This is a genomic window from Caulobacter segnis (assembly GCF_019931575.1).
Lineage (GTDB): Bacteria > Pseudomonadota > Alphaproteobacteria > Caulobacterales > Caulobacteraceae > Caulobacter > Caulobacter segnis_C.
The window spans coordinates 4,356,842-4,373,444 of record NZ_CP082923.1 but is presented as its reverse complement, the minus strand read 5'-3'; the positions used below and the strand labels follow the sequence as shown (position 1 = coordinate 4,373,444).

Below are 16,603 nucleotides of genomic sequence, written 5' to 3'. Positions count from 1 at the left end.
GGCCCAGAAGGCCGGATGAGCGGTTGAAAGTCCGATCCGCCGCCCACGAAAAAGGGGTCGCCTGTGCGACCCCTCATCCGTCGGCCTACGGCCGCCACCTTCTCCCGCAAGGGGAGAAGGGTGGCTACCGGATTCCCGGCACGTGGCGGGCGGCTTCGCGTTCGACCTTCTGCTTGTAGGCCAGGTCGCCGTACTTGGACATTTCCATGCGGGCGATGGTCCGGCAGTGCACCTCGTCCGGGCCGTCGGCCAGGCGCAGGGTGCGGATGCCGGCATAGGCCTTGGCGAGGCCGAAGTCGGTGGTCACGCCGCCGCCGCCGTGGGCCTGGATGGCGTCGTCGATGATCTTGAGCGCCAGCCGCGGGGCGGCGACCTTGATCATGGCGATCTCCAGGCGGGCCGACTTGTTGCCGGCCTTGTCCATCATGTCGGCGGCCTTCAGGCACAGCAGGCGGCACATCTCGATGTCGATGCGGGCCTCGGCGATGCGCTGCTCCCAGACCGAGTGGTCCGAGATGTACTTGCCGAACGCTTTGCGGCTCATTAGGCGCTGGACCATCTTCTCCAGCGCCACCTCGGCCGTGCCGATCGTGCGCATGCAGTGGTGGATGCGGCCGGGGCCCAGGCGCCCCTGGGCGATCTCGAAGCCGCGGCCCTCGCCCAGCAGCAGGGCGTCCTCGATCGGCACGCGAACGTCCTTGAGGATCACCTCGGCGTGGCCGTGCGGGGCGTCGTCATAGCCGAACACCGGCAGCATGCGGACGATCTCGATGCCCGGCGCGTCCAGCGGCACCAGGACCTGGCTCTGCTGGCTGTGAGGGGCGGCGGTCGGATCGGTCTTGCCCATCACGATCGCCACCTTGCAGCGCGGATCGCCCACGCCCGAGCTCCACCACTTGCGGCCGTTGATCACGTAGTGGTCGCCGTCGCGCTCGATGCGGGTCTCGATGTTGGTCGCGTCCGAGCTGGCCACGGCCGGCTCGGTCATCAGGAAGGCCGAACGGATCTCGCCGTTCATCAGCGGGCGCAGCCAGCGCTCCTTCTGCGCCAGAGTGCCGTAGCGCATCAGCACTTCCATGTTGCCGGTGTCGGGCGCGGAGCAGTTGAAGACTTCCGACCCGAAGCCGACCTTGCCCATCTGCTCGGCGATCAGGCTGTATTCCAGGTTGGTCAGCTGCTCGCCTTCGAACTCGAAGGTGTCGTCGACATGGGTCTGGCCGCTGTGCGGCGGCATGAAGAAGTTCCACAGGCCGGCGGCCTTGGCCTTCTTCTTCAGCTCCTCGACCACCTGGACCACTTTCCAGCGCTCGGCGCCCAGGACGTTCATCTCGGCCTCGTAGGTCGGGATGGCCGGATAGACATGCTCGTCCATGAACGCGGTGACGCGGTCCATGAAGGCGCGTTGCTTGGGGGAGATGTCGAAGTCCATGGCCGTTCCCTCTACCCGCTCTCTTTGAGTCAAACAATTGTTTGAAGTGGTTGTAGCACCGCCTTGACGCGAGGGGCAAGCGGGCATGCGGCCGATTGCGGCGGGAATCCGAGGGCGGCGGGTTGTCAGAGCTCCTGTCCTGGTCGAAAACACCGTCATGCTGACCTTGACCGCCGACACCCTGCAGGGCCGCTACGTCCGGCTCGAACCGATCACCATCGACCATCGCGACGAGCTGAAGGCCGCCATCGACTGCGATCCCGAGAGCTGGGAGATCATGTCGGTCAACGGCTGCGGCGAGGGCTTCGACGACTTCTGGGGCGCGCTGCAGGGCGAGACCGACCGGGGCGAGCGCATCGGCTTCGCCATCCGCCGCCTGTCGGACGGCAAGGTCATCGGCACCTCCAGCTACCTGAACATCCGCAGGCTGCACGGCGGGCTGGAGATCGGCTCGACCTTCCTGAACCCCGACGCGCGGTCGGGCCCGGTCAATCCGGAGAGCAAGCGCCTGATGCTGGCCCACGCCTTCGAGAAGGCCAACGCCATCCGCGTCGAGTTCAATGTCGACGTCCGCAACGCCCGCAGCCAGGCTGCGGTACAGAAGCTGGGCGCCAGCAAGGAAGGCGTGCTGCGCAACCACAAGGTCACCTGGACCGGCCACATCCGCGACACGGCCGTCTTCTCGATCACCGACTATGACTGGCCGGCGATCCGCGAGCGGCTGGAATTCCGCCTCAGCGAGACCTTCGTCTAGGGTCCTGGCGGCCTTCGGAAAGCGGACGGACTCCGGGACGGTTTGTCGCGGGAAATAAAACGTCGTTTTCCTGTCGGTTGTAAGGATTCACAAATGAAGGGCCGGTAGCGTCAAACGTCATGACGGCCATCGCCTGCTTGCGAATTTTGTTTACCGCCGACGGCGAGAGCGCGCCGGGTGATATCCCCAAGCACAAGGCGCAGGGGGTGGCGGACGCGTTCCTGAAGGCCCGCTGGCGCGCGCCGCGCAAGTGCGGGGCCGTGGCGCCCCTGGCCTTCGTGGTGGCCGATCACCATGTCGAGCAGCTGGATCCCACCGAGGTGCAGGGTCTGGCCGCCGAGCTGGAAAAGGTTCTCTTCCCCGGCCGCCCGATCGGCCAGATCGCCCTGATGACCTTCGAGGGCGACGAGCAGGCGGTGCTGAAGTTCGCCAGCCTGTCGCAGAAGGCGCTGAAGGGCCTGCTGAACGGCGAGGGCTACGGCGGCGAGCCGGGCCGCGTCCACGTCATCACCGCCGACTCCATCGAGCCGCTGCCCGCCACCCGCGCCGAAGCCAAGGTCCACGCCGAGGAGAAGGCCGCCGAGAAGAAGTCGGGCCTGGCCGCCGCCACGACGATCGAGCGCGAGCCCGCGCCGGCCAAGGCCGCGCCCGCCCCGGCGCCGGCCATTCCCGTCATCGAGCCCCCCAAGGCTGAAGCGCCGGCCGAGACCGGCCCGCCCGTCGTCAAGCCCGAACCCGGCAAGGCCAAGCCGCAGCCGGCCCTGGCCGCCAAGCTCGCCGCCAAGGCCGAGATCCCGCCGCCGCCGGCGGAAACCGGCTGGTGGGGGATCTACGACCTCGCCGAGGGCGTCTTCGTCGGCTCGGCCATCGGCATGCGCGCCGATCTGATCGGGCCGCCGCCGGAAGACGACTCCAAGCTGCTCAAGCGCGACCTGATCGCCCTGACCGACGCGCAAGGCGCGCTCAAGACCGCCTCGTTCGGCGAGATCCACGTGCCGTTCGGGTTCTGGAACCTGACCACGCCGTCCTCGCAGGACTCTTACAAGACCCGCCTGTCGCGCTATCCGCTGGACAAGCAGCCGCGTCTGGTCGCCACCATCTACGGCACGCCGCGCGAGGCCTCGATCGGCATGCTGCAGCAGGCGCGGGCGTTCCTGCAGGGCAGTTTCGCCCAGATGGACGTGCGGATCACCGACCCGACCTTCCCGATCTCGGGCCTGCCGCCCGAGCTGGTCGACACCATCACCCTGGTGCTGGACGGCGAGACCGACCACGACCGCCTGAAGCAGATCCTGAAGTTCGTCGAGCGCAAGTCGCAGTACGTGGCCAAGGGCGTGCGCCAGGTCGTGGCCAACGTGGCCTCGGACGTCGAGCTGGAGGCCTGCAAGGCCGGCGGCGTCACCCGCGTCCAGGGACCGGCCGTGACCGACCTGCTGGACAAGCCCGTCGCCAGCGCCGAGGGCGCGCCGCTGGCCCTGGCCCAGAACGCCGCCTAGCCAGGCGTCGGCGTCTCGAAACTGAAGACCACGCTGTCGGCCGAGCGCTCGGCCGGTCCGTGAAACACCGCCTCGATATTGTTGCCGTCCGGATCCCACAGGAACGCGGCGTAGTAGCCCGGATGATACGGCCGCTCGCCCGGTCCGCCGTTATCGCGGCCGCCGGCGGCCAAGCCCGCCTGGTGGAAGCGCGCGACCGCGTCACGATCCCGCGCCTGGAAGGCCAGATGGACATGGGTGGCCGGCTCGCCCGCGTCGATCCACAGCTCGTCGGCGTCGAGGTGGTGGTCGTCCTCGTTGAAGGGGACGCCCAGGACGTCCAATACCGCGCGGTAGAAGCGCTTGGTCGCCTCCAGGTCGCGCGCGCGCAGATGGATGTGGTCGATCAGTCGACCGCGGTGGATGTCCATGGCGGGGCCTCCGGGTTTGACGAGCAACGTCCCGCAGGTCGGATAGGTTCTATCGGCGCCCGAACAGCTTCTCGATATCGGCCAGCTTCAATTCCACATAGGTCGGCCGGCCATGGTTGCACTGGCCCGAATGGGGCGTGGCCTCCATCTCGCGCAGCAGGGCGTTCATCTCGACGCCGTTGAGGCGGCGGCCGGCGCGGACGCTGCCGTGGCAGGCCATGGTCGAGCAGACCTCCTCCAGCCGCTCCTTCAGGGCCAGGGCCGCGCCGTTCTCGGCCAGGTCGTCGGCGATGTCGCGGACCAGGGCGGCGGCGTCGGTCTTGCCCAGCAGGGCCGGGGTCTCGCGCACCAGCACCGCGCCGGGGCCGAAGCTTTCGATGACCAGCCCCAGGCTGGCCAGCTCCGCGGCGCGGGCGACGACGCGCTCGGCCTCGGCGGGGTCCAGGTCGACCACCTCGGGCAGCAGCAGGGTCTGGCGGGCCACGCCGCCGGCGGCCATCTCGCCCTTCATCCGCTCGTAGACCAGGCGCTCGTGGGCGGCGTGCTGGTCGACGATGACCATGCCGTCGCGGGTCTGGGCGACGATGTAGGTCTCGTGCACCTGGGCCCGGGCCGCGCCCAGCGGGAAGTCGACCGGGTCGAACGGCGCGGCGGCGGGCGGGTAGTCCGGGCTTGGGCGGTCCTCGAAGGCGACCGACGTGTAGGCCTCGCGCACCACCTCGGCCAGTTCGCCGCCAAAGGAAGGCTCCACGCGGGCCGACACCTCGTTCAGCCCCGGCAGATCCATTGGCCGCTGCGTCGGCGGCGTCCAGCCGCCCTCGCGCCAGGCCGAGAAGCCGGCGGGCGAAGGTCCCGGCTGATAGCCAGGGAAGGGGCTCTGCTGGGCGCGGATGCTGTCCAGGGCCTGGTTGGCGACCGTGGTCGAGGCGCGGTGCCCGGCCCCGGCCAGGGCGTGGCGCAGGGCCCCGACGATCAGGCCGCGCACCAGGGCCGGATCGCGAAAGCGGACCTCGGCCTTGGCTGGGTGGACGTTGACGTCGACCTCGGTCGGGTCGAGCGTGACGTACAGGGCCGCCGTCGGGTGGCGGTCCCGCGCCAGGAAGTCGGCATAGGCCGCGCGCAGGGCGCCTTGCAGCAGGCGGTCGCGCACCGGCCGGCCGTTGACGAACAGGTACTGGTGGGCGGCGTTGCCGCGGTTGTAGGTCGGGAGCCCCGCGAACCCCGACAAGCGAACGCCGTCGCGAAGCTGGTCGATCTCGATGGCGTTGTCCTGGAAGTCGCGGCCCAGCACGGCGGCCAGGCGCGCCAGGCGACCTTGAGGTCCCGGATGCTCGGCCGGCAGGCGCAGGATCTTGCGGCCGTCGATGTCCAGCGAGAAGCCGACGCTCTCATTGGCCATGGCCTGGCGCTTGATCTCCTCGGTGATCGCCAGCGCCTCGGCGCGCTCGGACTTCATGAACTTCAGCCGCGCGGGGGTGGCGTAGAATAGGTCGCGCACCTCGATGCGGGCCCCGTGCGGGCCGGGGAAGGCGGCGGGCGCGACGTCGCCCACCTGGCCGCCCTCGACCAGGATCGAATGGGCGTCCTGCTGGCCCTTGGCGCGCGAGGAGATCTGCAGCCGCGCCACCGAGCCGATCGACGGCAGGGCCTCGCCCCGGAAGCCCATGGTGTGGATACGCAGCAGGTCCCACAGGCCGTCTTCGTCGGGGGCCAGCTTGGACGTCGCGTGGCGCTCGATGGCCACCGGCAGCTCGTCGGCCGACAGACCGCAGCCGTCGTCGGCGACCAGGATCCGGGTCAGGCCGCCGCCATGGGCCTCGACCTCGATCCGGCTGGCGCCCGCGTCGATGGCGTTGTCGACCAGCTCCTTGATGGCGCTGGCCGGGCGCTCGACCACCTCGCCGGCGGCGATGCGGTTGACGGTCTCGGGCGGCAGGCGGCGGATCGGCATCTAGCGGACTTTCAACGAAGCAGTCCGGTCCGCGTCGAAGCTGGACCGTACATTGCAACTCCTTAAGTTGACCGGACGAGCGCCGATCAGCGAACGAAGAGGCGAGGGACGACTTTAGTGCGATTCCGCGCGCCTTCGAGGAACTCAAGATAGTGACGCTGACCCGTTTCGCCGCCGCCGGCCTGGCGCTTTCGTTGCTGATGGGCGGCTCGGCCCTCGCCCAGGTTCAGGGCAAGAACGAAGTCTCTATCCACCAGACCAAGCCTGTCGACCTGACCCCGGTCGACAGCCAGGCCAACCTGGTCGAGGAGCTGATCGTCAACGCCCGCCTGCCGGGCCCGGCCTGGTGGAAGGTCACCGACGGCGACACCACGGTCTATGTGATGGGGGTGCCGGCCTTCACCCCGGACAAGCTGGATTTCGACGACTCGGTGCTGCGCCGCCGGCTGGACGGGGCCAATGTGCTGATCATCGGCCAGGAGCCGGAGGTGCGGATCCTGAGTCTGCTGGCCCTGATCCCCGGGCGCGGCAAGCAGTTCATGATGGGCAGGCCGATGCGCGAGACCCTGCCGCCCGACCTGCGCGCGCGGCTGGAAAAGCAGTTGAAGGCGCGCGGCAAGGCCGAGAACGACTCCGACGACATGAAACCCGCCCTGGCGGGCTTCATCATCGCCAACGACCGAGGCGGCGGCGTCTCGATCACCCTGGGCAAGCTGACCGACCGCGTCCGCGACCTGGCCAAGAGCAAGGACCTCAAGGTCCAGCCTCGCATCAAGAAGCTGGACGACTACGACCTGATCGGCATGGTCAAGTCGTTGGCCGAGGCGCCTCAGCCGCTGCAGGAGCTGTGCCTGGACGCCGGCCTCAAGCAGGCCGAGAATGGCCTGGCCAGCGTCCGCGAGACCGCCGAGCAGTGGGCCGAGGGTCAGGTGCGCGAAGTCGTCTCGGCCGAGCGCGGCTATCAGCGGTGCCTGGCGTCCACGCCCTGGATCGCCCGCCAGTTCCAGGACGGCCAGGACGACGCCGTCGGCGCCATCACCTCGGCCCTGAAGAAGCCCGGCAAGGCCGTGGCGGTGATCGAGCTGCGCTCGCTGCTGACCGAGGGCGGCGTGCTGGACCGCCTGCGCGCCAAGGGCTTCAAGGTGGTCGCGCCGGAGTAGGCGCGGGCTCTAGCTTCGACCCGCCGCCGCCGTTTCGCGGGGCCGACTCTGGAACCGGTCGACCTGCCGCATCGGCGCGTCGATCCGTTGCGCCGACGTCCGCCCGAGGCCTCGCTCACGGCACCTGGTCCAGCACGCGGCCGACCAGAGTCAGCAGCTCCTCCGACGGCGGGGTGGCGTCGAGCAGGTTGCTGTTGCCGGCGTAGACGAAGTTGCGGTTGTCGGCCAGCGACACCGACTTGACCGAGGAGTCGCTGGTGATCCGCACCCAGATCAACACGCATTCGCGCAGCGGCGGGATGGTGGCGTCGACGATGGTCTCCAGGCGCAGCTGCCACCGGTCGCCGGTAAAGGCGGCCAGCGGGTCGTCGACCCGGCCGGTGTCGCGAAACAGCGAGCCGGCGGGGATGAACAGCGCGGTGGTCGACGGACTGGCGCTGTCCATCTGCCGGCACGCCGCCAGGGTGGCGGCCCGGGCGGGGAGAGCGACCGCGACGATGGCGAGCAGCATCGCCGTCGCGGCCACGCCCCGACCGGCCGACGTCCGAACCGGACGCCGACCGCCTTGTCTCCGATCCCGCATGGACCGGCCCGGCTACTGGCTGAGGCTGATCGTGTAGCCGTTGGCCGCGGGCGTCGAACTGATGTCCATGGACGCGTCGGCGCTGGTCTGGCTGATCAGGATGCCAGCCCCGCCCGCCAGCGAGCTGCCCAGGGTGAAGGCCCCGCCGTCGACGGTCAGCGACAGCGAGGTGGCGCCGCCGCCCGACTGGGTCACCCGCACCTTGCCCGCCGCCGTCGCCGCCCCTACGACGTTCGACAGGGTGACATTGGCCACCGAGGCGGCGCTGGAGGTCAGGCCGTAGTCGACCTTGGACCCCGTGCCGGTGACGGTCAGGTTCGAGGTCTGGACGCCGCTTCCGGTGAAGGCGTTGCTGATGGTGTTGCCGTTGGCCGCCGGCAGGCTCACCGAGAAGGTCTTGTCGCCCGCCCCGCTCGAGGTGTTGGTCACGGTGTTGTTGTCGGACAGCAGGGTGATCGAGCCGGTGATCGTCGTCGCCCCCGAGAAGGTGTTGGTGATGGTGTTGTTCGAACCGGTCACGCTCTCGGTCACCGAGATGGCGCCGGACGCCGCCAGGGTGTTGACGACGGTGTTGGCGTCGCCGGTGAAGGTTTCGGTCAGGCTGTTGCTGCCGCTCGTCGAGGCCACGGTGTTGGTGATGGTGTTGTTGGTGCCGTTGACCGTCAGGCTGTAGGTGAGGGCGGCGCCGTCGAGGACGTCGGTGATGGTGTTGGCTGTGGTTCCCGGATCGGTGTTGACCACATTGACCGTCACCGTCGGGGCCACCGGCGGCGTCGTGGCGCCGATGGTCAGCGAGTGGGTGTTGTTGCCGCCGGCGGCGGCCGAGCCGTAGTTCAGCGTCAGGCTGCCGCCCGTGGTGGCGTCGGTGAAGGCGCCCTTCAGGACGTTGCCGGCGCCTTGCTGGTTGATGCTGACCGAGCTCCACGGGCCGTGGATCAGCAGGGCCGTGCCGCCGGGCAGCCCGTTGGCGCTGATGGTGTTGCTGGGGTGGGTGGCGTCCTGGGTGATGGACAGGCTGTTGACGGAGTTGCCCGCTCCGCTGGCGTTGATCTTCAGGGTATTGGCCGCCAGGGCCGCGCCGCTTGTCATCAACAGCGCCGCCGCCAGGGCGGTGGTCGCCAGGAACAGTGCTCGTCTCTCGAAGATCCTTGCCATGGTTGTGTCCTCCTTATGGTGAAGCAGATGCGCCGCGCGATCGGGGATCGCCGGGACAGCCCCCTGCCTGGACTGCCGTCATGACCACCAGCCATCGTGGATGCCCTGGTCGATGAGTTGGGTGAGGGCGCTGCGCACCGCCGAACTGAGGGCCAGGCCCACCGGTTCGTTGGCGGAGCCGCCGAGTTCGAGGTCGAGCACCGAGGTGCTGTAGATCTTGGTGATGTGGCCGCCGACGGCCAGGGAGTTGACCGACTTGGTCACCGTGGTCTGGCCCAGCACCTCGCCGGTCTGCACCGCCACGGCCCGCAGGCTGAAGGTGACCAGGTCGGTGACATGGACGCCGCTGGCGCCGACCGCGCCGACGGCGGCCCCGGCCTTGACCTCGCGGGTCGAGCGGTCATAGGCGACCACCTGGCCGACCAGCAGGATCTCGGCGACGCGCAGGGTGTAGAGCTTGCGCGACGCGGCGGGGGCCCCGCCCGGCTCCTGACTCCCGCCTCCCGAGCCGGCCGCGGCTTCGGGCAGGCTGTTGAGGGCCAGGGTGGCCAGCTGCCGCTCGCGCAGCAGCTCGTCGACGTGCTGGCGCTCGACCAGATAGACGTAGCCGGGCCGCAGCGAACGCACGGCGTCGATCAGATAGGGGGTGCAGTCCATCGGCACCGCCGTGCTCAGTTCCTGCGGCAGCTGGGTGGGCCGCCGCTGGCCCGAGGTGTCGATGCAGCTGTAGACCCCGACGGTGAGGGCGCGGGGCGGCGGCGGCGGCAGGGGGATCTCGGTCCGCGGCGCCACGGTGGGCGGCTTGACCAGGGACGGTCGCGTGGCGCACCCCGACAGGGCCAGAAGGCCAGCGACGCAGACCCTCGCCCAGACGGTCCGCCGCGCGCCCATGCCCTCAGCCCCCCGAGGGCACGGTCAAGGTGGTGGAGCCGGTCGGGCTGGTGATGGTGATGCTCAGCTGCCCGTCCGAGTTGGTGTAGGTGATGGTGACATTGCCCGAATGCACCGAACCGGAGGTGCCCGGCGCCGAATTGGCGATCTTCTGGGCGATCGACTGGGCGACCAGGCCGTTGAGCTGCGAGATGATGGCGTTGACGAACGGGGCGTTGGGGTCGGGCGGGATCGCCGCCTTGGCGGCCGCCGCGGCGGCCGCCGCGCGAGCCGCCTGCAGGCTGCGGTCGAACTGGGCCATCTGCAGGCCGATGGGATTGGTCCCGCCGAAGCTGGGCGACAGCATGGTGTAGTGCAGATCGGTGGCGCGGACCGGCCCGGCCGTCGCGAGCATCGCCAGGCCGGCGATCGCCGCCACGGCGACGCCGAGGGGGCGACGGCGCCGCCATTCAGCGCCTGGCGCGATGACCGACGCACGATTTCTGTTCGAATTCGCAAGCGAATCCGATGGCGATAAGGTCTTCATAGAGAAGCCCACCCTGTAGTGAACGGGCATTCACCCGTTTACCGGATTTATTCTAAGCAGAAATAACAATGTTCGCAAGGGTGTAGAGAGTCATTAAGCTTGCGGATCCCGCGAATTGACTCATTGAAGAATCGATTTTGATTTCAAAAACTAAGGCATGCATAAAATTGAGACAGTAGTAATTCTAACTATATCGATGTATATTCCGACTTGCCTAAATTGTTAACAATTGCTTAACGGTATCCCCAGCTCAATCTTGCCTGGTCCTGTTGAGATTAGTCGCCCGGGAGAGATTGCCGAACTTGAGTAGCCGCGCCGCGCGCGCCGTCGGCCGAAGGGTCTCGCCCTGAGGTCGGGCCTTGAAGCCGGACCCCAGGGCCCGGACATGAAGATCATGACCCCGCGCGCGCCGCCGCATGGCCTCCGAGGCGAAGGCCGGAACGAAAAACGGCCCGGAACCGCGAGGCTCCGGGCCGTTTCGAATCTCAGGAGATCAGGCCCTAGAGGCCGGGCAGCTTGATGCCGCCCTTCTTCTCGCGGCTGATGACCACGCCGCCGGCGCCGACCAGCTTCTTCAGGCGGGCTTCCTCGGCGGCGGCGTCGATCTCCACCGGGGCGTTGGCGCCCGACTCGGCGGCGGTGGCGACATTGGCCTTGGACTGGCCCTTCTTCCAGAACATCACCTTGCTGGCGAAGCTCTCGTCCTTGTGGGCCAGGTCGCCGTTCTCATCATCGACGACGAAGCGGATCAGCGGGTCGGCCTTGTCGGTGCCGGCGCGGGCGACCAGCAGCTTCTCGCCTTCCGAACGGCCGGCGGCGTTGCTCTGGCCGATCAGGGCGGCGCGCGCGGCGCTCTCCGGCTGCAGCTCCTGCGGACGCGGCTCGCCGGGCGCCGGCGGGCGCAGGGCGTAGTCCGGCGGCACGGCCAGCGGGGCCTTGCTGACGACGCGGAATTCGTCGGGCACGACCTTGCTCATGCCCAGGGCCTTCTTGGTGGAGGTGCAGCCGGCCAGGCCGATGGCGACCACGGCGGTCAGGGCGCTCACGGTCGCGACCCGATTGAAACTCATCTAACCATGCTCCAGCGGCCGACCCCCGGCCAAAATTTCGGACGCTCTCGATACGACATCATCGCGCGGGCGCCAATCTCCCACGCGATTGCGGCGTCATTCGGCCCAAATCATTGGGCCAATGTTACTCGGTTTGGTGCGACAGCTTGTTTTCCTCGGAGAGGAAGCTGTCCAGCAGCAGCAGGGCGACCCCGATCGAGATGCCCGAGTCGGCGACGTTGAACACCCAGGGGAAATAGAGCCGCGAGACGTCGATGAAGTCGACGACATAGCCGTACAGCACCCGGTCGATCAGGTTGTTGCCGATGGCGCCGCCGATGATCATGCCGATGCCCAGCGTTGGCAGCAGCTTGGTGGCCTTGCGCGCCCACCAGGCCAGGCCGACGACCACCAGGATCGAGAAGCCGGTCAGCAGCCAGCGGCCCCAGTCGGTCCCCCGCAGCAGGCCGAAGCTCATGCCGTAGTTATGGACCATGGTCAGGTGCACCGGGCCCAGCAGAGGCAGGGACGAGCCCTGCGCGCGGCCCAGCAGACCCAGGATCCAGAGCTTGCTGACCTGGTCCAGGATCACGGTGGCGGCGGCGATGGCGTAGGCGGTCCAGCCCAGGCGAGTGATGGATTTCATCTGCTTAGCTAAACCGTCCTACGCCTCTTGGTCACCTGCTTAGCCGCGCTGGGCGTCCCAGTACGCCACGGCTTCGGCGTCGCGAAGGCTAAGCTCCGGATAGCGGGGATCGGTTCCCACCTCGGGCAGGATGCGCCACGAGCGGGCGCACTTGGCGCCCTCGGCCAGCTTCGGGTCGACCGACACGCCCTTGACCTCGTCGGTCCGGAACGCGCCGGCGTCGCCGGCGACCAGGGTCGCGGCCGACGTGCGGAACACCTCGGCCGGATCCAAGCCCTCGAAGGCGGCCAGCAGCTCGGCGTCGGCGACGTGGACCACCGGCGCGGCCTCAAGAGCCGAGCCGATGCGCTTTTCGCGACGCTCGACCTCCAGGGCGCCGGTCACGACCGACATCACGGTCTCGACCTTGACCCAGCGGGCGGCCTCGGCGTCGTTCTTCCACTGCGCCGGCGTGACCGGAATCACCCGCAGGCTGTTGGAGCCCGCCTCGGGGAAGCGCGTTTGCCACGCCTCCTCCATGGTGAAGCTGGTCAGCGGCGACAGCCAGATGGTCAGGCGCTCGAACACGTAGTCCAGCACCGTGCGATAGGCCCGGCGACGGATCGCGTCGGGACGGTCGCAATAGAGGCTGTCCTTGCGGATGTCGAAGAACAGGGTCGATAGGTCGCCCTGGCAGAACTCGATCAAAGGCCGGACCACGTCGCTGAAGCGATAGGCCTCGTAGGCGGCGCGGACGTCGCGATCCAGCTCCCACAGGCGGTGCAGGATGTACTTTTCCAGCGGCGGGAAGTCGGCGTAGTCGGTGACCCGCTCGGCCTCGTCGAAGCCGGCCAGGGCGCCCAGCAGGTAGCGCGTGGTGTTGCGCAGCTTGCGATAGGCGTCGGTGGTGGTGGCCAGGATCGTCTTGCCGATCCGCTGGTCCTCGGAATAGTCGACCATCGCCGCCCACAGACGCAGGATCTCGGCGCCGCTTTCCTTGGTGATGGTCTGCGGCTCGACGGTGTTGCCCTTGGACTTGGACATCTTCTCGCCGTTCTCGTCCTGGGTGAACCCATGGGTGAGAACCGCCTTGTAGGGCGCGCGGCCGCGCGAGCCGCAGCCTTCGAGCAGGGACGACTGGAACCAGCCGCGATGCTGGTCGGAGCCTTCCAGATAGAGGTCGGCCGGCCAATGGCTGTCGTCACGGCCCTCGATCGTGAAGGCGTGGGTGCAGCCCGAGTCGAACCAGACATCGAGGATGTCGGTGATCTTCTCGTACTGGGCCGGGTCGTGGGCGCCCAGGAAGTCGGCGTCAGGACGGGTGAACCAGGCGTCGGCGCCGCCCTCGCGGATGGCGTCCAGGATGCGGGCGTTGACGGCCGGGTCGTTCAGCGGGTGGCCGGTGTGCTTGTCCACGAACATGGCCAGGGGCGTGCCCCAGTTGCGCTGGCGGCTGATCAGCCAGTCGGGGCGCGTCTCGACCATGGCGCCGATGCGGTTGCGGCCGGCGTCGGGGTGGAAGGCGGTGTCGGCGATGGCCTGGACGGCCGTCTCGCGCAGGGTCTTGCCGCCGAGGCTGTCCACCGCGTGGTCCATGCGGATGAACCACTGCGGGGTGTTGCGGAAGATCACCGGGGCCTTCGAGCGCCAGCTGTGCGGATAGCTGTGCTCGACCCGCCCGCGGGCCAGCAGCGCCCCGGCCTCGATCAGCTTGTCCATCACCGCGCCGTTGGCGGGCCCGAACTTGCCGGTCTTCTTGCCCTCGGTCTCGATGACCTTCAGGCCGGCGAACATCGGCACGTGCGGATAGTAGGCGCCGTCGGGATCGACCGTGTCGGGGATCTCGCGATGACCGTGAGCCAGCCAGACATTGTAGTCGTCGGCGCCATGGCCCGGGGCGGTGTGGACGAAGCCCGTCCCCGCGTCGTCGGTCACGTGGTCGCCGGCCAGCATCGGCACGGCGAAGGCGTAGTGCGTATCCAGGGCCGCAAGCGGATGGGCCAGGACCATGCCTTCGCAGTCGACGCTCTCGATCTTCTTGAAGGCGGCGACCTTGGCCGCCTTCATGACGTCGTCGACCAGCTTCTCGGCCACGATCAGGCGATCGCCCGGAGCCGACCAGGGAGCGAACTCGAGGTTCTCCTCCAGCGCCGTGACCTCGTAGGCGGCATAGGCGACGTCGGGATTGTAGGAGACCGCCCGATTGGCCGGGATGGTCCAGGGCGTGGTGGTCCAGATCACCACGCTGGCGCCGACAGCGACGTCCGAGCCCTCGACGACCGGGAACTTCACCCAGATCGTGGGGCTGACGTGGTCGTGGTACTCGATCTCGGCGTCGGCCAGGGCCGTGCGCTCGACCGGGCTCCACATCACCGGCTTGGAGCCGCGATAGAGCTGGCCGGAGCTGAGGAATTTGTGGAACTCGGCCACGATCGTGGCTTCGCTGGTGAAGTCCATGGTGGCGTAGCGGTTCCACCAGTCGCCCAGCACGCCCAGGCGCTGGAACTCGGTCTTCTGGGCCTCGATCCAGCCGCCGGCATAGGCGCGGCACTCGCGGCGGAACTCCTCGGCCGGGACCTCGTCCTTGCGGCGGCCCTGGGCGCGGAACTTCTCCTCGATCTTCCACTCGATCGGCAGGCCGTGGCAGTCCCAGCCGGGGATGTAGTCGACGTCGTAGCCGAGGGCGAAGCGCGAGCGGACCACGAAGTCCTTCAGCGTCTTGTTCAGGGCATGGCCGATGTGGATGGCCCCGTTGGCGTAGGGCGGGCCGTCGTGCAGCACATAGAGGGGCGCGCCGTCGGCCTGGCGCTTGGCGCGGACCGCGCCGTACAGGCCCTTGGGCGACAGGGCGGCCCAGCCCTCCAGGATCTCGGGCTCCTTCTTGGGCAGGCCCCCGCGCATCGGGAACGGGGTGTCGGGAAGGAAGACGGTCTCGCGATAGTCGCGGGCGGTCGTGGCGTCGTCGGCCATGGAATGGAATCCGGCTTTGAAAGATATCGGAAGAGGGCGGGAAAACCCGGCGCGCGCTGGAAGGTCGTCCGGCGGCGTCACGCCGGGCGGATAATTCGCGAAATCTTCCGAACGGAACTCATGGCGTGGGGGATAGCAGAGGGTTGGCGTCAAGGCCAGTCTGACAGATGTATCGCGCCCCTCCCCCATCAAGGGGGGGGAGACTTCCCTAAAACGCCGGCGCGACGATCGCCCGGGCGTCCTTCTCGTCCTGGCGGATCTGCTCGATCATCAGCTCCAGGCTGTCGAACTTCAGTTCCGGGCGCAGGAAGGCGATCAGGTCGGTCTCGATGATCTGGCCGTAGAGGTCCTCGTCGAAGTCGAACAGCCAGGTCTCCAGCCGGGTCTCGACGATGCCCGTGGTCGGGTTGTTGCCCAGGTTGGCCACGCCGGGCACCTCGCGGCCGTCAGGCAGGCGGGTGCGGGTGGCGTAGACGCCCAGCTTGGGGACCACATAGTCCTCGACCTCGACATTGGCGGTCGGGAAGCCCAGCTGGCGGCCCAGCTGTTGGCCCCGGCGCACCACGCCCTCGATGGCGAAGGGGCGGCCCAGGATGCGGGCCGCCTGCTCCGGGTCACCCTCGCGCAGGGCGTCGCGGACGCCGGTGGACGAGAACTTCTCGCCGTCGCGTCCCTCTTTGGAGATATCGGCCACCGGCTCGGCCACCGAGACGGTGAAGCCGTATTCCTCGCCATAGGCCTTCATCAGCGCGGCGCTGCCGGTGCGGCCCCGGCCGAACGAGATGTCGAAACCGACGGCCACGTGCTTCACGCCCAGGCCCTCGACCAGCACCTTCTCGACGAACTCGCGGTCGCCGAAGCTGGCCATCTCGAAGTCGAACGGCAGCAGGTACAGCAGGTCGACGCCTAGTCCGCCCAGGGCCCGGGCCTGCTGCGGATGGGTCATCAGCTTGAAGGCCGGTTCGGTCGGGCGGAACAGCCGGCGCGGGTGCGGGTCGAAGGTGACCACGCCCAGGGGCGTCTTGGACGCGAGCGCGGCTTTCGCCGCCTGGGCGATCACCTGCTGGTGACCCCGGTGCACGCCGTCGAAATTGCCCAGGGCCACGGACGCGCCGCGCTCCTCCGGGGGCAGGTCCTTCCAGGCGTGTACGGTCTTCAGGGTCATCAGGCGGCCTTGCGCGGAACCATGACCAGGGCTTCGCCGTCGACCACCGCCTTGCCGTTGACCTTGCAGACGGTGGCGAGGGTGACCTGGGCCTTGGCCTCGTTGATTTCGGTGATGGTGGCGGAGGCGGTGACCGTGTCGCCGATCTTGACTGGCCGGCGGAAGCGCAGCGCCTGCGACAGATAGATCGCGCCCGGACCGGGCAGGGTCGTGCCCAGCACCGCCGAGATGTAGCCGGCCGACAGCATGCCGTGGGCGATGCGCTCGCCGAAGCTGGTGCCGGCGGCGTAGTCGGCGTCCAGGTGGACCGGATTGTTGTCGCCGGTCACATCGGCGAAGGCCTGGATGTCGGCCTCGCCGACGGTGCGGACCAGCTCGGCCGTCTGGCCGACGCTGAGCTCTTCGAGAAACTTGCCTTGGATTTGGCCCTGCATGACGC

15 protein-coding genes and 1 pseudogene are annotated in these 16,603 nt (G+C 68.6%); 3 read left to right on the top strand and 13 right to left on the bottom strand.

Annotated elements, in window-relative coordinates:
* Positions 1-124: 124 nt before the first annotated feature.
* Positions 125-1,429 carry an acyl-CoA dehydrogenase family protein gene (locus K8940_RS20020; RefSeq protein WP_223391807.1) on the bottom strand — a complete coding sequence of 435 codons (1,305 nt, stop codon included), beginning with the start codon at positions 1,427-1,429 and terminating at the stop codon, positions 125-127.
* 157 nt (positions 1,430-1,586) lie between these two features.
* On the opposite strand from K8940_RS20020, the gene K8940_RS20015 reads away from it, so the two are divergent.
* Both K8940_RS20015 and K8940_RS20010 read left to right on the top strand, forming a co-directional pair.
* Positions 1,587-2,183, top strand: a complete 597-nt coding sequence (locus tag K8940_RS20015) for a GNAT family N-acetyltransferase (RefSeq protein ID WP_223391806.1) — start codon at positions 1,587-1,589, stop codon at positions 2,181-2,183.
* Between the two features lie 206 nt (positions 2,184-2,389).
* Positions 2,390-3,679 carry a hypothetical protein gene (locus K8940_RS20010; RefSeq protein ID WP_263285783.1) on the top strand — a complete coding sequence of 430 codons (1,290 nt, stop codon included), beginning with the start codon at positions 2,390-2,392 and terminating at the stop codon, positions 3,677-3,679.
* Here the strand turns inward: K8940_RS20010 and K8940_RS20005 are convergent.
* Positions 3,676-4,089 carry a VOC family protein gene (locus tag K8940_RS20005; RefSeq protein ID WP_223391804.1) on the bottom strand — a complete coding sequence of 138 codons (414 nt, stop codon included), beginning with the start codon at positions 4,087-4,089 and terminating at the stop codon, positions 3,676-3,678. The two genes, K8940_RS20010 and K8940_RS20005, sit on opposite strands and share 4 nt — an antisense overlap.
* A 49-nt stretch (positions 4,090-4,138) precedes the next feature.
* Positions 4,139-6,040, bottom strand: coding sequence for a DNA mismatch repair endonuclease MutL (mutL, locus tag K8940_RS20000; RefSeq protein WP_223391803.1), 1,902 nt, complete (start codon positions 6,038-6,040; stop codon positions 4,139-4,141).
* Positions 6,041-6,157: 117 nt separating this feature from the next.
* Here mutL and K8940_RS19995 point away from each other — a divergent pair.
* Positions 6,158-7,200, top strand: a pseudogene (locus K8940_RS19995) (TraB/GumN family protein).
* 115 nt (positions 7,201-7,315) lie between these two features.
* Here the strand turns inward: K8940_RS19995 and K8940_RS19990 are convergent.
* From K8940_RS19990 to K8940_RS19945, 10 genes are all read right to left on the bottom strand, one after another.
* On the bottom strand, positions 7,316-7,711 hold the full coding sequence (locus K8940_RS19990; RefSeq protein WP_223391802.1) for a hypothetical protein: 396 nt from the start codon (positions 7,709-7,711) through the stop codon (positions 7,316-7,318).
* A gap of 84 nt (positions 7,712-7,795) precedes the next feature.
* Complete coding sequence (locus K8940_RS19985; protein WP_223391801.1) at positions 7,796-8,938, bottom strand: hypothetical protein; 1,143 nt, start codon at positions 8,936-8,938, stop codon at positions 7,796-7,798.
* A 78-nt stretch (positions 8,939-9,016) separates the two neighbouring features.
* Entirely contained in the window at positions 9,017-9,829 is an 813-nt protein-coding gene (locus tag K8940_RS19980; RefSeq protein ID WP_223391800.1) for a CsgG/HfaB family protein, read from the bottom strand.
* Positions 9,830-9,833: 4 nt separating this feature from the next.
* On the bottom strand, positions 9,834-10,247 hold the full coding sequence (locus K8940_RS19975; RefSeq protein WP_223391799.1) for a curli assembly protein CsgF: 414 nt from the start codon (positions 10,245-10,247) through the stop codon (positions 9,834-9,836).
* Positions 10,248-10,855: 608 nt separating this feature from the next.
* Positions 10,856-11,425 carry a DUF3035 domain-containing protein gene (locus K8940_RS19970; protein WP_223391798.1) on the bottom strand — a complete coding sequence of 190 codons (570 nt, stop codon included), beginning with the start codon at positions 11,423-11,425 and terminating at the stop codon, positions 10,856-10,858.
* 124 nt (positions 11,426-11,549) lie between these two features.
* On the bottom strand, positions 11,550-12,050 hold the full coding sequence (gene lspA, locus K8940_RS19965; RefSeq protein WP_223391797.1) for a signal peptidase II: 501 nt from the start codon (positions 12,048-12,050) through the stop codon (positions 11,550-11,552).
* 39 nt (positions 12,051-12,089) lie between these two features.
* Entirely contained in the window at positions 12,090-14,999 is a 2,910-nt protein-coding gene (gene ileS, locus K8940_RS19960; protein ID WP_223391796.1) for an isoleucine--tRNA ligase, read from the bottom strand.
* 77 nt (positions 15,000-15,076) lie between these two features.
* Positions 15,077-15,121: a hypothetical protein gene (locus K8940_RS19955; protein WP_181242883.1), complete on the bottom strand. Its 45-nt coding sequence runs from the start codon at positions 15,119-15,121 to the stop codon at positions 15,077-15,079.
* A gap of 86 nt (positions 15,122-15,207) precedes the next feature.
* On the bottom strand, positions 15,208-16,164 hold the full coding sequence (locus tag K8940_RS19950; RefSeq protein WP_223391795.1) for a bifunctional riboflavin kinase/FAD synthetase: 957 nt from the start codon (positions 16,162-16,164) through the stop codon (positions 15,208-15,210).
* Complete coding sequence (locus K8940_RS19945; protein WP_223391794.1) at positions 16,164-16,598, bottom strand: MaoC family dehydratase; 435 nt, start codon at positions 16,596-16,598, stop codon at positions 16,164-16,166. The genes K8940_RS19950 and K8940_RS19945 overlap by 1 nt, the downstream gene beginning before the upstream one ends.
* Between the last annotated feature and the right edge of the window lie 5 nt (positions 16,599-16,603).

Bases quoted from the DNA above. Each gene is read 5' to 3' on its own strand.
- K8940_RS19970 (WP_223391798.1), bottom strand. From the start codon at position 11,425: ATGAGTTTCAATCGGGTCGCGACCGTGAGCGCCCTGACCGCCGTGGTC.
- K8940_RS19950 (WP_223391795.1), bottom strand. From the start codon at position 16,164: ATGACCCTGAAGACCGTACACGCCTGGAAGGACCTGCCCCCGGAGGAG.
- K8940_RS19980 (WP_223391800.1), bottom strand. From the start codon at position 9,829: ATGGGCGCGCGGCGGACCGTCTGGGCGAGGGTCTGCGTCGCTGGCCTT.
- ileS (WP_223391796.1), bottom strand. From the start codon at position 14,999: ATGGCCGACGACGCCACGACCGCCCGCGACTATCGCGAGACCGTCTTC.
- K8940_RS19985 (WP_223391801.1), bottom strand. From the start codon at position 8,938: ATGGCAAGGATCTTCGAGAGACGAGCACTGTTCCTGGCGACCACCGCC.
- K8940_RS19945 (WP_223391794.1), bottom strand. From the start codon at position 16,598: ATGCAGGGCCAAATCCAAGGCAAGTTTCTCGAAGAGCTCAGCGTCGGC.
- K8940_RS19990 (WP_223391802.1), bottom strand. From the start codon at position 7,711: ATGCTGCTCGCCATCGTCGCGGTCGCTCTCCCCGCCCGGGCCGCCACC.
- K8940_RS20020 (WP_223391807.1), bottom strand. From the start codon at position 1,429: ATGGACTTCGACATCTCCCCCAAGCAACGCGCCTTCATGGACCGCGTC.
- lspA (WP_223391797.1), bottom strand. From the start codon at position 12,050: ATGAAATCCATCACTCGCCTGGGCTGGACCGCCTACGCCATCGCCGCC.
- K8940_RS20005 (WP_223391804.1), bottom strand. From the start codon at position 4,089: ATGGACATCCACCGCGGTCGACTGATCGACCACATCCATCTGCGCGCG.
- mutL (WP_223391803.1), bottom strand. From the start codon at position 6,040: ATGCCGATCCGCCGCCTGCCGCCCGAGACCGTCAACCGCATCGCCGCC.
- K8940_RS20015 (WP_223391806.1), top strand. From the start codon at position 1,587: ATGCTGACCTTGACCGCCGACACCCTGCAGGGCCGCTACGTCCGGCTC.